This window comes from Cellulomonas sp. H30R-01 (assembly GCF_010119915.1).
Lineage (GTDB): Bacteria > Actinomycetota > Actinomycetes > Actinomycetales > Cellulomonadaceae > Cellulomonas > Cellulomonas algicola.
In genome coordinates, this window is record NZ_CP048210.1 from 557,509 (window position 1) to 576,063 (window position 18,555).

Annotated in this window: 20 protein-coding genes; 11 read left to right on the plus strand and 9 right to left on the minus strand. The window is 73.5% G+C overall.

The features are described 5' to 3' along the window. Positions 1-120: 120 nt before the first annotated feature. From GXP71_RS02415 to GXP71_RS02440, 6 genes are all read left to right on the plus strand, one after another. On the plus strand, positions 121-1,995 hold the full coding sequence (locus GXP71_RS02415) for an acetolactate synthase large subunit (RefSeq protein ID WP_162351345.1): 1,875 nt from the start codon (positions 121-123) through the stop codon (positions 1,993-1,995). Positions 1,996-1,998: 3 nt separating this feature from the next. Continuing rightward, entirely contained in the window at positions 1,999-2,523 is a 525-nt protein-coding gene (gene ilvN / locus GXP71_RS02420) for an acetolactate synthase small subunit (RefSeq protein WP_124342018.1), read from the plus strand. A gap of 45 nt (positions 2,524-2,568) precedes the next feature. After that, a complete protein-coding gene (gene ilvC, locus GXP71_RS02425; RefSeq protein ID WP_162351346.1) occupies positions 2,569-3,597 on the plus strand; it encodes a ketol-acid reductoisomerase in 1,029 nt (342 codons plus the stop codon). A gap of 103 nt (positions 3,598-3,700) precedes the next feature. Further along, entirely contained in the window at positions 3,701-4,243 is a 543-nt protein-coding gene (locus GXP71_RS02430; protein WP_162351347.1) for an ASCH domain-containing protein, read from the plus strand. A 151-nt stretch (positions 4,244-4,394) separates the two neighbouring features. Next, positions 4,395-5,459, plus strand: coding sequence for a 3-isopropylmalate dehydrogenase (locus GXP71_RS02435; protein WP_162351348.1), 1,065 nt, complete (start codon positions 4,395-4,397; stop codon positions 5,457-5,459). Positions 5,460-5,585: 126 nt separating this feature from the next. Beyond that, positions 5,586-6,695, plus strand: a complete 1,110-nt coding sequence (locus GXP71_RS02440; RefSeq protein ID WP_162351349.1) for a branched-chain amino acid aminotransferase — start codon at positions 5,586-5,588, stop codon at positions 6,693-6,695. Between the two features lie 73 nt (positions 6,696-6,768). On the opposite strand, the gene GXP71_RS02445 is transcribed toward GXP71_RS02440, so the two are convergent. Then, entirely contained in the window at positions 6,769-7,455 is a 687-nt protein-coding gene (locus GXP71_RS02445) for a DUF6069 family protein (protein WP_202924323.1), read from the minus strand. A gap of 497 nt (positions 7,456-7,952) precedes the next feature. On the opposite strand from GXP71_RS02445, the gene cimA reads away from it, so the two are divergent. The 3 genes from cimA to GXP71_RS02460 all read left to right on the plus strand — a co-directional run bounded on the left by cimA (position 7,953) and on the right by GXP71_RS02460 (position 11,569). Beyond that, the gene (cimA, locus tag GXP71_RS02450) at positions 7,953-9,503 is read left to right on the plus strand and encodes a citramalate synthase (RefSeq protein WP_238402711.1); all 1,551 of its coding nucleotides are present in this window, start codon (positions 7,953-7,955) and stop codon (positions 9,501-9,503) included. A 90-nt stretch (positions 9,504-9,593) separates the two neighbouring features. Next, positions 9,594-10,466 (plus strand): sensor domain-containing protein, encoded by an 873-nt coding sequence (locus tag GXP71_RS02455; RefSeq protein WP_162351350.1) that lies wholly within the window; start codon positions 9,594-9,596, stop codon positions 10,464-10,466. Between the two features lie 26 nt (positions 10,467-10,492). Next, positions 10,493-11,569, plus strand: a complete 1,077-nt coding sequence (locus tag GXP71_RS02460; protein ID WP_162351351.1) for a biotin/lipoate A/B protein ligase family protein — start codon at positions 10,493-10,495, stop codon at positions 11,567-11,569. Positions 11,570-11,649: 80 nt separating this feature from the next. On the opposite strand, the gene GXP71_RS02465 is transcribed toward GXP71_RS02460, so the two are convergent. The 4 genes from GXP71_RS02465 to GXP71_RS02480 are packed head-to-tail and all read right to left on the minus strand — an operon-like array spanning position 11,650 to position 12,984. Then, positions 11,650-11,970 carry a DUF202 domain-containing protein gene (locus tag GXP71_RS02465; RefSeq protein ID WP_162351352.1) on the minus strand — a complete coding sequence of 107 codons (321 nt, stop codon included), beginning with the start codon at positions 11,968-11,970 and terminating at the stop codon, positions 11,650-11,652. Beyond that, complete coding sequence (locus GXP71_RS02470; protein ID WP_162351353.1) at positions 11,967-12,332, minus strand: YidH family protein; 366 nt, start codon at positions 12,330-12,332, stop codon at positions 11,967-11,969. The genes GXP71_RS02465 and GXP71_RS02470 overlap by 4 nt, the downstream gene beginning before the upstream one ends. Positions 12,333-12,347: 15 nt before the next feature. Further along, positions 12,348-12,803, minus strand: a complete 456-nt coding sequence (locus GXP71_RS02475; RefSeq protein WP_162351354.1) for a hypothetical protein — start codon at positions 12,801-12,803, stop codon at positions 12,348-12,350. After that, the gene (locus GXP71_RS02480; protein WP_162351355.1) at positions 12,790-12,984 is read right to left on the minus strand and encodes a helix-turn-helix transcriptional regulator; all 195 of its coding nucleotides are present in this window, start codon (positions 12,982-12,984) and stop codon (positions 12,790-12,792) included. Before GXP71_RS02480 ends, GXP71_RS02475 begins: the two co-directional genes overlap by 14 nt. 187 nt (positions 12,985-13,171) lie before the next feature. On the opposite strand from GXP71_RS02480, the gene GXP71_RS02485 reads away from it, so the two are divergent. Continuing rightward, positions 13,172-13,357 (plus strand): hypothetical protein, encoded by a 186-nt coding sequence (locus GXP71_RS02485; protein ID WP_162351356.1) that lies wholly within the window; start codon positions 13,172-13,174, stop codon positions 13,355-13,357. Between the two features lie 80 nt (positions 13,358-13,437). Here GXP71_RS02485 and GXP71_RS02490 read toward each other — a convergent pair whose 3' ends face one another. Both GXP71_RS02490 and ybaK read right to left on the minus strand, forming a co-directional pair. Beyond that, positions 13,438-14,199, minus strand: a complete 762-nt coding sequence (locus GXP71_RS02490; protein ID WP_162351357.1) for a YggS family pyridoxal phosphate-dependent enzyme — start codon at positions 14,197-14,199, stop codon at positions 13,438-13,440. 29 nt (positions 14,200-14,228) lie between these two features. Further along, on the minus strand, positions 14,229-14,732 hold the full coding sequence (gene ybaK, locus GXP71_RS02495; RefSeq protein WP_162351358.1) for a Cys-tRNA(Pro) deacylase: 504 nt from the start codon (positions 14,730-14,732) through the stop codon (positions 14,229-14,231). Between the two features lie 85 nt (positions 14,733-14,817). Here ybaK and GXP71_RS02500 point away from each other — a divergent pair, with 85 nt between their 5' ends. Continuing rightward, positions 14,818-15,216, plus strand: coding sequence for a YccF domain-containing protein (locus GXP71_RS02500; protein ID WP_162351359.1), 399 nt, complete (start codon positions 14,818-14,820; stop codon positions 15,214-15,216). A 28-nt stretch (positions 15,217-15,244) separates the two neighbouring features. On the opposite strand, the gene GXP71_RS02505 is transcribed toward GXP71_RS02500, so the two are convergent. After that, positions 15,245-15,859 (minus strand): VIT1/CCC1 transporter family protein, encoded by a 615-nt coding sequence (locus tag GXP71_RS02505; protein ID WP_162351360.1) that lies wholly within the window; start codon positions 15,857-15,859, stop codon positions 15,245-15,247. Positions 15,860-16,000: 141 nt separating this feature from the next. Then, positions 16,001-18,553 carry an RNA helicase gene (locus GXP71_RS02510; RefSeq protein ID WP_162351361.1) on the minus strand — a complete coding sequence of 851 codons (2,553 nt, stop codon included), beginning with the start codon at positions 18,551-18,553 and terminating at the stop codon, positions 16,001-16,003. Between the last annotated feature and the right edge of the window lie 2 nt (positions 18,554-18,555).

Sequence of the window (18,555 nt, forward strand, 5' to 3'; positions counted from 1 at the left end):
CACCGCACCCAGGTCCCGTCCGCGCGCGCACCCCTCGTCCCGCCTCACGTCGGGGCCCGAGGGGTTTTTCTGTGTTCCGGCACGACGCACACCCCACCCGCACCACCCAGGGAGACACCGATGGTCCAGGGTCCTCACCCGGCACCGCCGCGAACGCCCGCGCCGCCCGTCCCGCAGGCCAGCCCCGCCGCCGTCGCGCACACGCGCGCCGAGCGCGAGCGCGTGCCGGCCGCGCCCGCGACGGTCGAGAAGGTCACGGGCGCGCAGTCGATCGTCCGCTCGCTCGAGGAGCAGGGTGTCGAGGCCGTCTTCGGCATCCCGGGCGGCGCGATCCTCCCGCTCTACGACCCGCTCATGGACTCGGCGAAGGTGCGCCACATCCTCGTGCGCCACGAGCAGGGCGGGGGCCACGCCGCCGCCGGGTACGCCGCCGCGACCGGCAAGGTCGGCGTGTGCATGGCGACGTCCGGCCCCGGCGCCACGAACCTCGTGACCCCCATCGCGGACGCGCACATGGACTCGGTGCCGCTCGTCGCGATCACGGGCCAGGTCGTCGCGTCGCTCATCGGCACCGACGGGTTCCAGGAGGCCGACATCGTCGGCATCACCCTCCCGGTGACCAAGCACAACTACCTCGTGACCGACGCCGACGACATCCCGCGCGTGATCGCCGAGGCGTTCCACATCGCCGCGAGCGGCCGGCCCGGCCCCGTGCTCGTCGACATCTCCAAGTCCGCCATGCAGGCGCAGACGACGTTCTCGTGGCCGCAGGAGGTGTCGCTGCCCGGCTACCACCCGGTGACCAAGCCGCACGCCAAGCAGATCCGCGAGGCCGCGCGCCTGCTCGCCACGTCCCGCCGACCCGTGCTGTACGTCGGTGGCGGCGTGATCCGCGCCGGTGCGGCCGCCGAGCTGCGCGCGCTCGTCGACGCGTCCGGCGCGCCCGCCGTCACGACCCTGATGGCGCGCGGTGCGCTGCCCGACACGCACCCGCAGCACCTGGGCATGCCCGGCATGCACGGCACGGTCGCCGCCGTCGCGGCGCTGCAGAAGGCCGACCTCGTGGTCGCCCTCGGAGCGCGCTTCGACGACCGCGTGACCGGCCAGCTGTCGTCGTTCGCGCCGAACGCCACGGTCGTGCACGCCGACATCGACCCCGCGGAGATCGGCAAGAACAAGGCCGTCGACGTCCCGATCGTCGGCGACCTGCGCGAGGTGCTGTCCGACCTGCTGCCCGAGCTCGCCCGCGAGCACGGTCAGCACGGCAAGCCCGACCTCGAGGCGTGGTGGAAGCAGCTCGACGCGTGGCGCGAGACGTTCCCCCTGGGCTACGACGAGCCGTCGGACGGCCACCTGGCCCCGCAGCACGTCATCCAGCGCATCGGCGAGCTCTCGGGCCCCGAGGCGATCTACGCGGCAGGCGTGGGCCAGCACCAGATGTGGGCGGCGCAGTTCATCAAGTACCAGCGCCCCAACTCGTGGCTGAACTCGGGCGGCCTCGGCACCATGGGCTACTCGGTGCCCGCGGCGATGGGTGCGAAGGTCGGCCAGCCGGACCGCACGGTGTGGGCGATCGACGGCGACGGCTGCTTCCAGATGACCAACCAGGAGCTCGCCACCTGCACGATCAACGACATCCCGATCAAGGTCGCGGTCATCAACAACTCGTCGCTCGGGATGGTCCGCCAGTGGCAGACGCTGTTCTACGAGTCGCGGTACTCGAACACCGACCTGCACACCGGTCACGGCACCGTGCGCGTGCCCGACTTCGTCAAGCTCGCCGACGCCTACGGCTGCGTGGGCCTGCGCTGCGAGTCGAAGGCCGACGTCGACGCGACCATCAAGCGCGCGCTCGAGATCGACGACCGCCCCGTGGTCGTGGACTTCACGGTGTCGCGCGACGCCATGGTGTGGCCGATGGTCGCCGCGGGCGTGAGCAACGACGACATCCAGTACGCGCGGGGCATCTCCCCGGCGTGGGACCGGGAGGACTGACCCATGAGCCGCCACACCCTCTCCGTCCTCGTGGAGAACAAGCCCGGCGTGCTCACGCGCGTCGCGGGCCTGTTCGCCCGTCGCTCCTTCAACATCCACTCGCTCGCCGTGGGCCCGACGGAGCACGAGGAGATCTCGCGCATCACCGTCGTCGTCGACGTCGACGAGCTGCCCCTGGAGCAGGTGACGAAGCAGCTCAACAAGCTGATCAACGTCATCAAGATCGTCGAGCTCGAGGACGCGTCCTCGGTGCAGCGCGAGCTGCTGCTCGTCAAGGTCAAGGCCGACACCGCGCAGCGGACGTCGGTCCTCGAGGTCGTCCAGCTGTTCCGGGCGCACGTCGTCGACGTCGTCCCGGACACCGTCGTCGTCGAGGCGACGGGCAGCCCCGGCAAGCTCGACGCCCTCCTGACCGCCCTGGAGCCGTTCGGCATCCGTGAGATCGTGCAGTCCGGCACGGTCGCCATCGGCCGCGGCTCGCGCTCGATCACGGACCGGGCGCTCGAGCGCGTCTCGCGCTCCGCCTGACACCCTTCCTGACTGCACCACCGAACACGAACGAGGAGATCCACCGTGGCTGAGCTGTTCTACGACGACGACGCCGACCTGTCGGTCATCCAGTCCAAGAAGGTCGCCGTCATCGGCTACGGCAGCCAGGGGCACGCGCACTCCCTGAACCTGCGCGACTCGGGCGTCGACGTCACCGTCGGCCTCCGTGAGGGCTCGGCGTCCCGCGCCAAGGCCGAGAACGAGGGCCTCAAGGTCGCGACCGTCGCCGACGCGGTGCGCGACGCCGACGTCGTCGTGATCCTCGCGCCCGACCAGGTGCAGCGGATCGTCTACCGCGACGAGATCGAGCCGAACCTCAAGGACGGCGCCGCGCTCGTCTTCGGCCACGGCTTCAACATCCGCTTCGGCTACATCAAGCCGGCCGCGGGTCACGACGTCCTCATGGTCGCCCCCAAGGGCCCGGGCCACCTGGTGCGCCGCGAGTACGCCGACGGCCGTGGCGTGCCGGTCATCGTCGCCGTCGAGCAGGACGCCTCGGGCGAGGCGTGGAAGCTCGCGCTGTCCTACGCCAAGGGCATCGGCGGCCTGCGCGCGGCGGGCATCAAGACGACCTTCACCGAGGAGACGGAGACCGACCTCTTCGGCGAGCAGGCCGTCCTGTGCGGTGGCGTGTCGCAGCTCATCCAGTACGGCTTCGAGACGCTGACCGAGGCGGGTTACCAGCCCGAGGTCGCGTACTTCGAGGTGCTGCACGAGCTCAAGCTCATCGTCGACCTCATCTTCGAGGGCGGCATCACCAAGCAGCGCTGGTCGGTGTCCGACACGGCCGAGTACGGCGACTACGTCTCCGGCCCGCGTGTCATCACGCCGGACGTCAAGGCGAACATGCAGGCCGTCCTCGCGGACATCCAGAACGGTGCCTTCGCGAAGCGCTTCATCGACGACCAGGACGCCGGCGCGCCGGAGTTCAAGGAGCTCCGCGAGAAGGGCCAGAACCACCCGATCGAGCCCGTGGGCCGCGAGCTCCGCAAGCTGTTCGCGTGGGTCAAGCCGTCGGACTCCGACTACGTCGAGGGTTCGGCCGCTCGCTGACGGACCGCATGCCTCGACGGGCGTGCGACCAGGGTTCCCGCCCAGGTCGCACGCCCGTCGTGCTTCACGCCAAGATGGGCGCACCACCGACGGAGGGACGACGATGACCGACCAGTCGACGATCGGCGCGCAGGGCGAGGACCAGCGGATCACCGCGTTCTGGCAGGCGGCCCGCGGGCACCTCGGGCTGGGCAAGCTCGACGCCGTGATGGGGGAGCAGCCGAAGGACGTCGTCCCGCCGCCGTCGTGGTCGTTCGGCGACAGCCCCGCGCTCGCCGACCAGCTGCTCGCCCTCGTGCTCGACGGCCGGAAGACGGGCACGTCGACCGCGCTCGCGGAGCTCGAGGACGAGGGGCTCGCCCTGCCGGTCGTGGGCGACCTGTCGATCGTCCTCGACGGGACGGGCGAGCCGCGCGCGCTGCTGCGCACGACCGAGGTCGAGGTCGTGCCGTTCGACCAGGTCGGCGACGAGCACGCGCGCGCCGAGGGGGAGGACGACCTGTCGCTCGCGTCGTGGCGCACCGAGCACGAGCGGTACTGGCGGCGCGTGCTGGGCGACGACCGGTTCACGCCGGACCTGGCCGTGGTGACCGAGCGGTTCGAGCTCGTCTACCCGACGAGCGGGCCGACGCCGCCGGTCGACTGAGGACGTGCGCGCCGCGCTGGCGCCTTGCAGGTCCGGCGCGCACGTCGACCGAGGACGTGCGCGCCGCGCCGGCGCCTTGCAGGTTGGGCGCGCACATTCCACTTGTCGAGATGGCCGTTCCGGCCACTGGGACGAGGGTTAGGGTGCTCTCATGGCACCGAACGCTCCTGCCCCGGACCTCCGCCTCGCCGTCGTCGCCGGTGACGGCATCGGGACCGAGGTCGTCGAGCAGGGCCTGCTGGTCCTCGAGGCCGCGCTGCACGGCTCGGGCACCACGGTGTCCACCACCGACTTCGACCTGGGCGCGCGCCGCTGGCACGCGACGGGCGAGACGCTGACGGACACCGACCTCGACGCGATCCGCGGCCACGACGCGATCCTCCTGGGCGCGATCGGCGACCCGTCCGTCCCGTCGGGCGTCCTGGAGCGCGGTCTGCTGCTCAAGCTCCGCTTCGCGCTGGACCACTACGTCAACCTGCGCCCGGGCCGCCTGTACCCGGGCGTGACGAGCCCGCTCGCGAACCCCGGCGAGGTCGACTTCGTCGTCGTCCGCGAGGGCACCGAGGGCCCGTACGTCGGCAACGGCGGCGCGATCCGCGTCGGCACCCCGGCCGAGGTCGCCAACGAGGTGAGCGTCAACACCGCGTTCGGCGTCGAGCGCGTCGTGCGCGACGCGTTCGCCCGGGCCGCCGCCCGCCCGCGCAAGAAGCTCACGCTCGTGCACAAGCACAACGTCCTCGTGCACGCGGGGCACCTGTGGCGCCGCACGGTCGAGGCCGTCAACGCCGAGTTCCCCGACGTGACCGTCGACTACCTGCACGTCGACGCGGCGACGATCTTCCTCGTGACCAACCCGTCGCGGTTCGACGTGATCGTCACGGACAACCTCTTCGGCGACATCCTCACGGACCTCGCCGCGGCGATCACGGGCGGCATCGGCCTGGCCGCGTCCGCGAACATCAACCCGGACCGCACCGCGCCGAGCATGTTCGAGCCCGTGCACGGCTCCGCTCCCGACATCGCCGGCCAGGGCAAGGCCGACCCGACCGCCACGGTGCTGTCGGTCGCGCTCCTGCTCGACCACCTGGGCCAGACGGACGCCGCGCGCCGCGTCGAGGCAGCCGTCGCCGCCGACCTGGTCGAGCGCGGCTCGGCGGAGCGAGTACGGTCGACGGCCGAGGTGGGCAAGGACCTCGCCGCGCGCGTCGCCGGCTAACCGTCCGCTCCCCGCGCCCCCGCCCCGCCGTCGACCTGTCGTCGGCTGGTGGTCCTGGCGCGACCTGTCCACCCGGCCGTCCTCACCGGTACCGTCATCAACGACCCTGGTGAAAGGCCCCCCGACATGAGCACCCTCGCAGCACCCACGTCCGCCGACCAGTTCGAGATCCGGCTGACGGACACCCCGGTCGACCCCGCGACCCGCGCCGCGGCGCTGGACTCGCCCAAGTTCGGCACCGTGTTCACCGAGCACATGGCCCGCATCTCCTACCGGGACGGCGAGGGCTGGCACGACCGCCGCGTCGAGAAGTACGGCCCGCTGCAGCTCGACCCCGCGACCGCGGTCCTGCACTACGCGCAGGAGATCTTCGAGGGCCTCAAGGCGTACCAGCACGCCGACGGCTCCGTCTGGACGTTCCGCCCGCAGGCCAACGCCGCGCGGTTCGCCCGTTCCGCGCAGCGTCTCGCGCTGCCGCCGCTCTCGGAGGCCGACTTCCTCGGCTCGATCACGGCCCTCGTCCAGACGGACCGCGACTGGGTGCCGTCGGGCGAGGAGACGAGCCTCTACCTGCGGCCCTTCATGTACGCCTCCGAGAGCTTCCTCGGCGTGCGCCCGTCGCTCGAGGCCGAGTACCTCGTCATCGCCTCCCCGGTCGGCCCGTACTTCTCGGGCGGCCTGAAGCCCGTGTCGATCTGGGTCGACACCGAGTACCACCGCGCGGGCGCGGGCGGCACGGGGGCGGCCAAGTGCGGCGGCAACTACGCCGCGAGCCTCCTGCCGCAGCAGAACGCGTACGCCAAGGGCTGCGAGCAGGTCTGCTTCCTCGACGCGACGACGAACACGCTGCTCGAGGAGCTCGGCGGCATGAACATCGTCGTGATCGGCGCCGACGGCAGCGCGTCGACCCCGCCGGTCTCGGGCTCGATCCTCGAGGGTGTGACGCGCGGCTCGATCCTGCAGCTCCTGTCCGACGCGGGCCACGAGGTCAACGAGCGCCCCATCCCGCTCGCGGAGCTCCGCGCCGGCATCGAGGACGGCTCGGTCGCCGAGGTGTTCGCGTGCGGCACCGCCGCAGTCGTGACGCCCATCGGACGCCTCGCGAGCGACGACTTCGACCTCACGGTCGGCGACGGCGGCACGGGCCCGGTCACGGGCCGCATCCGCGCGGAGCTCACCGACATCCAGTACGGCCGGGCGACCGACCGCCACGGCTGGCTGCACCGCCTGGTCTGAGCGCGTCCCCGGACAGCCGACCGCGACGAGGGCGGGACCTGACGAACGATCAGGTCCTGCCCTCGTGGGTCCGCTAGACCCGCGGCACGGGCCGACGCGTCCAGGTGAGGACGCCGGACAGCAGCGACCAGATCGCGATGCCGATGACGAGGTGCACGATGCCGGTCGCGACCGCCGAGGTCGCGTCGTCCGTCCACGTCAGCGGCAGCAGCGCGGCGACGAGCGTGACGAGGCCGATGATCCAGCCGAAGAACGACCGGGGTCGCGGCGTGGTGAGCACCAGGACGTGCAGGAGCGCACCGGCCAGGAGAGCGGCGACCACGGCGCCGACGACGAGCGACGTCATGGGTGAGTCCGTGCCGAAGACGTCCTGCACCACCAGGTCGATGCCGAGGATCTCCTGCAGGACGAGGACGCCGGCGACCGCCACGAGCGCGGCGACGAGGGCCGTCGCGCCGACGCCCGCCCAGTACCGGCCCGCGTCGAGCCCGGGACGGGCCGGGGTGACGGGTACGGCGGCGACGGGGGTGCCCGCGGGGTAGAGCGGCTGCGCGGCAGGCGCGGCCACGGCGGGCTGCACGACCGCGGGCTGGACGACGGGCGGCTGGGCGGCGGGCTGCGCGACCGGCTGGGCCACGGGTTGCACCGTCGGCTGCGCGACGGGCTGGGCGTACGGCTGCGTGGGCGCCGACGGCTGTGCGGCGGGCCGGGTCGACTGCCGCTCGGGCGGCTGGGGCGCGGGTGCGTTCGGGTCGGACATGGGTCTCCTCGCAGCTCGTCGCGCGCGGGCCGTGCCCCCCACCTGCGGTGCACCGCCCGGCTGTCCATTGGGTGGAACGAGTGACCACTCACCGTGACGTGTGCCACGATGAGGCCGTGACCATCTTCACGCTCATTATCGAGTAGCGCGTCAGCAGACACCGCTGACGCGCAGACCTCCCGTTCTCGGGGGGTCTTTTTGTTGGTCGGGCACCACCCCCGCCCGGCCGCACGCCGACCACGTCACCGCCCACCACCGCGGGGCCGGGGTCGACGGGACGCCGCCTCCCGCGCGGGTCCGCGGGCCGTCGCACGGCCGAGGCGGACCCGCGCGGGCGACGGCACCGGACGCCGCCACCCGCAGGTAGCGTCAGGACGCCGCCGGGACGCCCGTCCCCGCACCGAGGAGAGCCGACCGTGACCGCAGCACCCCAGCCCACGGCCCTGTCGTTCGAGGTCTACGACACGACGTTGCGCGACGGCGCCCAGCAGGAGGGCATGAACCTCTCGGTCGCGGACAAGCTCGCGATCGCGCCGCTGCTCGACGAGCTGGGCGTGGGCTTCATCGAGGGCGGCTGGCCGGGTGCGGTGCCGAAGGACACGGAGTTCTTCAAGCGTGCGGCGAAGGAGCTCGACCTCAAGAACGCCGAGCTCGCGGCGTTCGGGTCGACGCGCAAGGCGGGGACGCGGGCCGTCGACGACCCGCAGGTGCGCGCGCTGCTCGACTCGGAGGCGCCGGTCGTGACCCTCGTCGCGAAGAGCGACCTGCGGCACGCGGAGCGCGCGCTGCGCACGACGGGCGAGGAGAACCTCGCGATGATCGCCGACACGGTGCAGCTCCTCGTCCGGGAGGGGCGGCGCGCCGTCGTCGACGCGGAGCACTTCTTCGACGGCTACCGGTTCGACCCGGCGTACTCGCGGGCCGCGGTGCTGACGGCGTTCGAGGCGGGTGCCGAGGTCGTCGCGCTGTGCGACACCAACGGCGGCATGATCCCGGCCTGGGTGACGCAGATCGTGCAGGAGATCCGCGAGGCCGTCGGCCCGGACGCGGTGCTCGGGATGCACGCGCACAACGACTCGGGCTGCGCGGTCGCGAACACGCTCGCGGCCGTCGAGGCCGGGTGCGCGCACGTGCAGGGCTGCGTCAACGGGTACGGCGAGCGCACGGGCAACGCGGACCTGCTCTCGGTCGTCGCGAACCTCGAGCTGAAGTACGGGCTGCCGGTGCTGCGGCGCGCCGACGACGCCCCGGGCGGCCTGCCCGAGCTCACGCGCATCGCCCACGCGATCGCCGAGATCACGAACATCTCGCCGTTCGCGCGCCAGCCGTACGTCGGGGCGAGCGCGTTCGCGCACAAGGCCGGGCTGCACGCCTCGGCGATCCGGGTCGACCCCGACCTGTACCAGCACATCGACCCGATGCAGGTCGGCAACGACATGCGCATGCTCGTCTCCGACATGGCCGGTCGCGCGTCCATCGAGCTCAAGGGCCGTGAGCTCGGCTTCGACCTGTCCGGGCAGCCCGAGGTGCTCGGCCGCATCACGGACCGCGTCAAGGACGCCGAGGCCCGCGGGTACACCTACGAGGCCGCGGACGCGTCGTTCGAGCTGCTCCTCGTCGAGGAGGTGCACGGCGCGCGCCCGCAGTACTTCCGCGTCGAGTCGTGGCGCACGATCGTCGAGCGGGTCGGCGGCCGCGGGACGCTCGCGACGGCCGAGGCGACCGTCAAGCTGCACGCCGGCGGTGAGCGGATCGTCAGCACCGGCGAGGGCAACGGCCCGGTCAACGCGCTCGACCACGCGCTGCGGCAGGCGCTCGTGCGCGTCTACCCGGAGGTCGAGACGTTCGAGCTCATCGACTTCAAGGTGCGCATCCTCGACTCGATGCACGGGACCGACGCGGTGACACGCGTCCTCATCGAGACGAGCGACGGCCAGCGGTCGTGGAGCACCGTCGGCGTGGGGCCGAACCTGCTCGAGGCGTCGTGGGAGGCGCTCACCGACTCCACCATCTGGGGTCTGCACGCACGCGGCGTCGCGCCTCGCTGAGATTTCGCCCTCCGAGCGCGGTGCGCGGGTCCTAGGGTCGGTGCTGACGGGCTGCTGACCTCGACCGGACCCGTCGGGAGGAGCGCGCACGTGGCCGGCTCGGAGCCGTACGCCGACGGGAACGTGCCGGGCGGTGAGCCGACGGCGCCCGCCGGCTCTCCGGGGGCGAGGCGCCGTCGTCGCGGCTGGTGGTGGCTGCTGGTCGGGGCCGTCGCCCTCGTGGTGGTCCTCCTCGTGGTCAGGCCCTGGTCGACCGACGACGCGACCTCGCCCACGCCGACCACCTCGACGAGCGCGGCCTCGACGTCGACCCCCACGCCGACGGTGAGCGTCGTCCCGCCGGCCGACGACGCGATGTTCGACGCGACGACGCTCGACGGCCTGTTCCTCACCGTCGGTGACCTCGAGGCCGGCCTCCCGCTCGCCGCGGACGGCATCGAGCGCACCGACGACGGCACGATCACCTGGGGGCTCCCCGACGGCCTCGCGGTCAGCCCACCCGGCTGCGCCCTGACCGAGACGGTGGTCGCGCAGCCGCCGGCGGCGTTCGGGGCTCGACGCTGGGCGAACGACGCGGTGGAGGTGACGCAGGAGGTCACGGTGCTGCCCGATCCCGCGACCGCTCGTCAGGCGTTCGCGGAGCTCGTCACCACGGTCGACGCGTGCCCCGAGTACTCGGTGGGCGCACCGGACACGGACGGTGCGGGCGTCGGCGCGGACGCGGCGATCGAGGGTCAGGGCGTGTACCCGTCGATCGTGCAGCCGCTGACGATGGTCGTGGAGGGGGACGGTCGCGCGATGTACCGCGGCTACGTGCTCGTCGGCAACACGATCGTCTCCTGGTCGGTGGCCACGCAGTCCGACGACGACCCCCAGCAGGAGCTCGACACCCTGGGTGAGCCCGAGTCCCTCGACACGATGGTCCAGCAGCGCGCGCAGAAGGCGGTGCTCGGGCTCGGCTGACGCCCCCACCCGCCTAGGGTGGGGGCGTGCACGGCGAGTACAAGGTTCCGGGCGGCAAGCTCGTGGTGGTCGACGTCGACGTGGTCGACGGCGTGCTGAGCGGCACGAGCGTGAGCGGCGACTTCTTCCTCGAGCCCGACGAGGCGCTCGACGTCGTGCGGTCCGCGCTCGACGGTCAGCCCGCGGACGCCCCGACGTCGCGGCTGGCCGCCGCGGTGGACGACGCGCTCGCGACGGCGCACGCGGACGGTCGTCTCTCGCAGCCGCCGGTCATGGTCGGCTTCGACGCGCGCGCCGTGGCGGTCGCGGTGCGCCGCGCGCTCGGGCTGTCGACGGCCTGGGCGGACCACACGTTCGAGGTCCTGCACCCCGGCCCGCTGCCGCCCGCGGTCCACACGGCGCTCGACCAGGTGCTGACGGAGGAGCTCGCGGCGGGACGGCGCGGCCCGACGCTGCGGTTCTGGGAGTGGGTCGAGCCGGCGGTGATCATCGGGTCGTTCCAGTCGCTGCGCAACGAGGTCGACCTCGAGGCGGTCGAGCGGTACGGGATCACGGTGGTGCGCCGCGTCTCCGGTGGCGGCGCGATGTTCATGGAGGCCGGGAACTGCATCACGTTCTCGCTGGTCGTCCCCGCGTCGCTCGTGGACGGCATGAGCTTCGAGGAGTCGTACGCGTTCCTCAACCAGTGGGTGCTCGGTGCGCTCGCCGACGTGGGCGTGCGCGCGGAGCTCAGCGGGCTCAACGACATCTCGTCGCCTGCGGGGAAGATCGCGGGCTCCGCGCAGAAGCGCGTCGTCGGCGGCGCGGTGCTGCACCACGTGACGATGTCGTACGACATCGACGCGACGAAGATGCTCGAGGTCCTGCGGATCGGGCGCGAGAAGCTGTCCGACAAGGGCACGCGGAGCGCGAACAAGCGCGTCGACCCGGTGCGCTCGCAGACGCACCTGGCGCGCGAGGCGGTGATCGCGGCGTTCCGGGCGCACTTCGAGGCGCACTACGCCACGCGCGAGGGGGAGCTGCGGCCGGACGAGCTCGCGCGGGCGCAGGAGCTCGCGCGCACCAAGTTCGCCGACCCCGCGTGGACCGCGCGCGTGCCCTGAGCCGGGCGCGTCCGGGGTCGCAGGTGGTCGCGTCGCGCGCGCGCCGCGCGGGCGGGCGGGCCCGCGACAGCCGACCGACGTCAGGCGGTCCCGTGCGCGACCACGACCATCAGCGCGGCGACGCCGAGCAGCGCGACCCCGACGGCGCACACGCCCACGAGCTGACCTCCGGGTCGCTCACCGCGGCTGGTCGCGAGCAGCCAGCCCCGGCGCCGGCCGGCGGCCAGGAGCACCAGGCCGGCACCCACCAGGCCCGCGAGCCCGAGCACCCAGGCGACGGGCCCGACGACGTCCTGCAGCAGCCGCCCAGCGGCGACCCCGCCGGCGGCGAGGCCGAGCGCGGTGCGGCGCCATGCGAGCCGCGTCCGCTCGGCAGCCAGGCCCAGGTCCTCGACGGTCACGACAGCAGCAGCCCGAGCAGGACGAGCAGGCCGGCGACCAGCACCCCGACGACGAGCGCCAGGAACCCGACGGGCGGCGGCAGGGGGTCGCCGCGGCGCATCGCGCGCTCGGCACGCGCCCACCCCAGCCACGCGAGCAGGGGAGCGGCCGCACCGAGGACGACGAGCAGGGTCGCGGCCGTGAGCCGCAGGCGCGGCTCGACGGGCAGGTCGAGGGCCTCGAGCGCGACACCTCCGGCGAGGAGGGCGAGCGAGGTGCGGACCCAGGCGAGGAAGGTCCGCTCGTTGGCGAGGGAGAACCGGGCGTCGGGCTCGTCGCCGGTGCCGTAGACCCAGCGGGGGCGGCGGGTGTCGGGGGACATGGCCCCATCCTCGCGTCAGCCGCGGCGGTCCAGCGTCACGAACGACACGACGAGGACGAGCAGCAGGAGCCACTCGATGACGCCGAGCACGGCGGCGGGGTCGGCGCCGGCGGCGATCGCCACGAGCCCGCCCGCGATCGACAGGAACGCCGCGAGCCCCACGAACGCGAGCGCGCCGGACAGGATGCCGCGGTCCCGCTCGTCGCCGAGCCCTGCGCCGACGCGTGCCGCTGTGCCGGCCCGGGCGGCACGGCGGGTGGAGCGCCAGCGGGCGGCGACGAGCAGGGTCACCGCGGACGCACCTCCGACGAGGACGCCGTGCGCGGTGTCGGGCTGGTCGAGCGCCAGGAAGACGACGTAGAGCGCGGTGACGGCGACCCCGGACGCGACCAGGGCGGCGACGAACGGGACGCGCGTGCTGCGGGCCGGCGCGGTGGGCGGGGTCGCGGCGGGCTGGTCAGTCGTCGACATGGAAGATCTCCTCGATGGTCGTGCCGAAGTAGCGGGCGATCGTGAAGGCGAGCGGGAGCGACGGGTCGTAGCGGCCGGTCTCGAGCGAGTTGACGGTCTGCCGGGACACGCCGAGGGCCTCGCCGAGGGCCGCCTGGGAGAGGCCCCGCTCGTCGCGCAGACGGCGGATCTCGTTCCTCATCGCGGTGCTCCCTCGGTCCGGATCGGGCGGGTGTCAAGCGACCTTGACGTGACAAGGATGCTTGTCACCCGCGACGGTGTCAAGCGACCTTGTCACCTGGACGTGCGACCTGCCTCACACGCCGGTCACGTATCTGCCGACCGGCGCACGTCTCCTGAGCCACCGACCGGACGAGGAGGGGACCACCATGACGCTGCTCGAGCGCGACCTGCGCCGCATGCACCTGCTGCACCAGCGCGAGCTCCACGCCCGCCTGCACCGGAGCGCCCGTGCGGAGCTGCGCACCGCGCAGGAGGTGCTGCTGCGTGGCGGCCACCCCGGTCGACCCGACGGTGCCGCGCACCGTCGCACCGCCCCGCGCCTCGCCCGCTGACGTCCCCGTCGCCTCCGTGGACGCGCGGTTCGCCGCGGTCGGCACGGCGGGCGGCGGCGGTCGGCGTCGCGGTGGCGGCCTCAGAGCGGCGGACGCGCCCCGAAGACCGCCGACCCCACGCGCACGAGCGTCGCGCCGTGCCGCACCGCGACCTCGAGGTCGCCGCTCATCCCCATCGACAGCGTGCGCGCGCCCGACGTCCCCGGCTCGCCGGACCCGACCACGGCGTCGCGCAGCGCCGCCAGCGCCGCGTACCCGGCACCGACCGCTGCCGGGTCCGGCGAGCGCAGGCCCACCGTCATGAAACCCGCGAGCCGCAGCGCGGGCAGCGCGGCCACCGCCACGGCGAGGTCCGCGGCCTCCTCGAGCGCGATCCCGTGCTTCGTCGGCTCGCCCGACACGTTCACCTGCACCAGGACGTCGAGGGGGGCGGGCCGGTCCGCGCAGCGCTCGGACAGCCGTCGCGCGAGCGCGAGCGACTCGACGGACTCGACGCACGACACCCAGCGCAGCGCCGCGTTGACCTTGTTGGACTGCAGCGGGCCGATGAGGTGCGTCACGGGCGCGAGGTCCGCGAGCGACGGGCCCTTGGCGACGAGCTCCTGGACGCGGTTCTCGCCGATCAGCACCGGCGCGAGCGCAGGGTCGGCGGCGACGGCGGCGGCGTCCGCGGCCAGCGCGGCGCGGACGCGGGCCGCGTCGACCGTCTTGGTCGCGAGCAGGACGCGCACCGAGCGCGGGTCGCGGCGCGCCGCCGCGCTGGCCGTCGCGACCCGGGCGCGCACGGCCGCCAGCCGGTCGGCCAGCACGGTGCGCTCGTCGTCGGACGCGGTCTCGGTCACGGCGTCAGACGGTACCGCGCGGCCCGCCGTCAGCCGCGCGCGATGTCGGCGACGATCGCGGACGTGAGCCGGACGAGGTCGTCGGGCGCGAGCTCGACGTCGAGGCCGCGGCGCCCGCCCGACACGAACACGGTGTCGAACAGCCACACCGTCTCGTCGACGACGGTCGGGTGCGGGGTCTTCTGGCCCAGGGGTGAGATGCCGCCGGCGACGTACCCCGTCGCGCGCTCGGCGTCGGGCCGGGCGGCCATCGCCGCCTTCTTGCCCCCGGCGGCGTGCGCCAGCGCCTTGAGGTCGAGCTTCCCCGTCACGGGCACGACCGCGACCGTGAGCCGGCCGTCGACGCTCGTCATGAGCGTCTTGAAGACCTGCTCCGCGGGGACCCCGAGCACCTGCGCGGCCTCGAGCCCGTACCCGACGTCGCTCGCCGGGTCGTGCTCGTAGGGATGCGCGGTGTGCGGCACCCCGGCCGCGGCGAGCGCGACGAGCGCAGGGGTGCCGGTCGGGGCGTGCTTCGCGTCCTTCTTGGCCACGGCCGCCAGCCTAGGACGCGCGCGCACGCGCCGGGCGGGCCGTCCGGCTCGTCGCGCAGGTCCCGCGAGGTGCGAGGCTGGGGGAGTGAACACCCTGCTCAACGTCATCTGGCTCGTCTTCGCAGGCTTCTGGCTCGCGCTCGGGTACGTCGCGGCGGGCGTGCTGTGCTGCCTGCTGATCGTCACGATCCCGTTCGGCATCGCGTCGTTCCGGATCGCCGGGTACGCGCTGTGGCCGTTCGGCCGCACGGTCGTCGACAAGCGGACCGCGGGCGCGTGGTCGACGATCGGCAACGTCATCTGGGTCGTCGTCGCGGGGATCTGGCTCGCGATCGGCCACGTCGTCACGGCGATCCCGCTGTTCGTGTCGATCATCGGCATCCCGATGGGCATCGCGAACCTCAAGCTCATCCCAGTGTCGCTGCTGCCGCTCGGCAAGGAGATCGTGCCGACGGACCGCCCGTTCGCGGCCTACGGCGCCTGACGCCGACGACGCCCCGCGGGCGTCCCGCTCAGAGCGCGAGCCCGACGACGCTGCCGACGCCGTAGGTGACGGCCATCGCGAGCCCGCCCCCGATCACGTTGCGCAGCACGGCCCGCCGGACGGGGGCGCTGCCGGCCCGCGCGCTCAGCGCACCGGTCACGACGAGCGCGACGATCACGGCGGCGGCGACGACCGGCACGCGCGCGCCCGCGGTAGGGACCAGCAGCACCGCGAGGACGGGGACGAGCCCGCCGACGAGGAACGCGACGAGCGACGCACCGGCGGCGTGCCACGGGTCGGTGAGCTCGGTGTCGTCGTCGAGGGCCCCCGTCGCGATGCCGGCGCGCTCGGCGTCGCGCTGCGACGAGACCGACACGTACTCGCCCGCGGCCATCGACAGCGCCCCGGCGACCAGACCCGCGATGCCCGCGGTGACGACCGCGGACCGCGCGGGTGCGGCGCCGGCGACGCCGACGACCATCGCGGCGACGGACACGATGCCGTCGTTGGCGCCCAGGACGGCGGCGCGCAACCGGTTGAGGCGGCCGGCGCTCAGGGGCTCGGGGGCCGGTGCGGACGGCTCGACAGGGCTCCCGGCGGGGGCGCGACGCGGTCCGACGAGGTGGGTCGACAGGACGCTCATGAGTCCACCGTAGGCACGCCGTCGCGCCCTGTCATCGCAGGAAAGGCTGGCCTGACCTGCGCAAACACAGTCGAGCCTTACCTCACTGAGCCTCGCATCACCGCCGCCGGGGCGCCCGCGCGAGCCGCCGGCGCGAGCCCGTCAGAGCGGCCCGACGGCCGTCACGCGCAGCTGGACCTCGCCCGTCTCGTCGGAGCCCGCCAGGTCGACGACGGCGTCGATCCGCCAGTCGTGGTCGCCCTCGGGGTCGTCGAGCAGCTGCCGGACCTGCCAGGCCGCCGGCGTCGACGTCACCTGGAACAGCGCCGGCCCGCGTGCCGCAGGCCCGGTGAGCACCTCGTCGTGGTCGTCGTAGTACGGGTCGAGCGCCTCGGCCCACCGGTCCGACGTCCACGGCGTGCCGTCGTCGTCGCGGTCTCCGAGCGCGGCGAGCGCGTCGTACGCCTCCCGGGCGACCAGCTCGACGCGGCGGAACAGGGCGCCGCGGACGAGCGCGCGGAAGACGCGGGGGTTGGCGGTGATCGGCTCGGGGGTGTCGTCGTCGGTGCCGCCGGGCGCGTCGGCGCCGGGCTCGTCGAGCGGGTTCGACAGCCGCTCCCACTCGTCGAGCAGGCTCGAGTCGGTCCGGCGGACCAGGTCGCCGAGCCACTCGACGATCTCCCACAGCTCCTCGGTGCGGGCGTCCTCGGGCACCGTCTGGCGCAGCGCCCGGTAGGCGTCGGCGAGGTAGCGCAGCAGCACGCCCTCGGTGCGGTCGAGCTGGTAGTGCGACACGTACTCGGCGAACGTCATCGCCTTCTCGTGCATCTCGCGGACGACGGACTTGGGCGACAGCGCCAGGTCGGCGACCCACGGGTTGGTCTGCCGGTACGTCGTGAACGCGGCCTCCAGCAGCTCCGCGAGGGGCTTCGGGTACGTGACGTCCTCGAGCAGCGCCATGCGCTCGTCGTAGTCGAGACCGTCGGCCTTCATCGCGGCGACGGCCTCGCCGCGGGCGCGGTTCTCCTGCGCCGCGAGCACCTGCCGCGGGTCGTCGAGCGTCGCCTCCAGGACCGAGACGACGTCGTGCGCGTACGCGGGGTCGTCGCGGTCGAGCAGGTCGAGCGCGGCGTACGCGAACGGCGACAGCGCCTGGTTGAGCGCGAAGTTGGCGGGCAGGTCCTGCGTCAGACGGACCGCCCGGCGACGGCCGTGCGGGGCCGACGGGTCCTCGACCCAGGGCCGCTCGACGACGCCCGACGCACGCAGCGACCGGTAGACGGCGATCGCGCGGCGCACGTGCCGACCGCGCGCGGACTCCGGCTCGTGGTTGTCGGTGAGCAGACGCGTCATGTGCGCGACCGGGTCGCCCTGACGGGCCAGCACGTGCAGGACCATCGCGTGCGAGACGGCGAACGACGAGGTCAGCGGCTCGGGCGGCGCGTCGCGCAGACGCTCGAACGTCTTGTCGGTCCAGTTCACGTGCCCCGCGGGCGCCTGCTTGCGGACGATCTTCTTGAGCTTGCGCGGGTCGTCGCCCGCCTTCTCCAGCGCCCGGCGGTTCTCGATCACGTGCTCGGGCGCGAGGACGATGACCTCACCGACGGTGTCGAACCCGGCACGGCCCGCGCGCCCGGCGATCTGGTGGAACTCGCGCGCCGAGAGGTGCCGCATGCGCACGCCGTCGTACTTCACGAGGCTCGTGAGCAGGACGGTCCGGATGGGCACGTTGATGCCGACGCCGAGCGTGTCCGTGCCGCACACCACGGGCAGCAGGCCCTTCTGCGTGAGCCGCTCCACGACCCGGCGGTACTTCGGCAGCATGCCCGCGTGGTGCACGCCGACGCCGTGCCGGAGCAGGCGCGACAGCGTCCGGCCGAACCCGGGCCCGAACCGGAACGCTCCGAGCTCCGCGGCGATCGCGTCGCGCTGGTCGCGGCTCGCCAGCGTCGTCGACAGCAGCGACTGCGCGCGCTCGACGGCCTCCTTCTGCGTGAAGTGCACGACGTAGACGGGGGAGCGGCGTGTCTGCACGAGCTCGTCGAGCAGCTCGTGGAGCGGCTCGACGGCGTAGGTGAACGTGAGCGGGACCGGGCGCTGCGCGTTCGCGACGACGGCCACGTCGAGCCCGGTCCGGCGGTGCAGGTCGTCGCGGAAGAACGTGACGTCGCCGAGCGTCGCCGACATCAGCAGGAACTGCGTGCGCGGCAGCTCCAGGAGCGGCACCTGCCACGCCCAGCCGCGCTGCGGGTCGGCGTAGAAGTGGAACTCGTCCATGACGACCTGACCGACGTCGGCGTCCTCGCCGTCGCGCAGCGCCAGGTTCGCGAGGATCTCCGCGGTGCAGCAGACGATCGGCGCGGTCGGGTTGACCGCGGAGTCACCCGTCATCATGCCGACGTTCTGCGAGCCGAACGCCTCGACCAGCGCGAAGAACTTCTCGCTGACCAGCGCCTTGAGCGGTGCCGTGTAGTAGGTGCGCCGGCCCTGGGCCAGCGCGACGAAGTGCGCGGCGGTCGCGACCAGGGACTTCCCGGAGCCCGTCGGCGTCGACAGGATCACGTGCGCGCCCGTCACGAGCTCGAGCAGCGCCTCCTCCTGGTGCGGGTACAGGGTGAGCCCGCGGTCGGCGGCCCACCCCGTGAACGCCTCGTAGAGCGCGTCGGCGTCGGTCGGGTCCGCCGGGATGCGGTCGGCGAGGGTCGCGGTGCTCATCG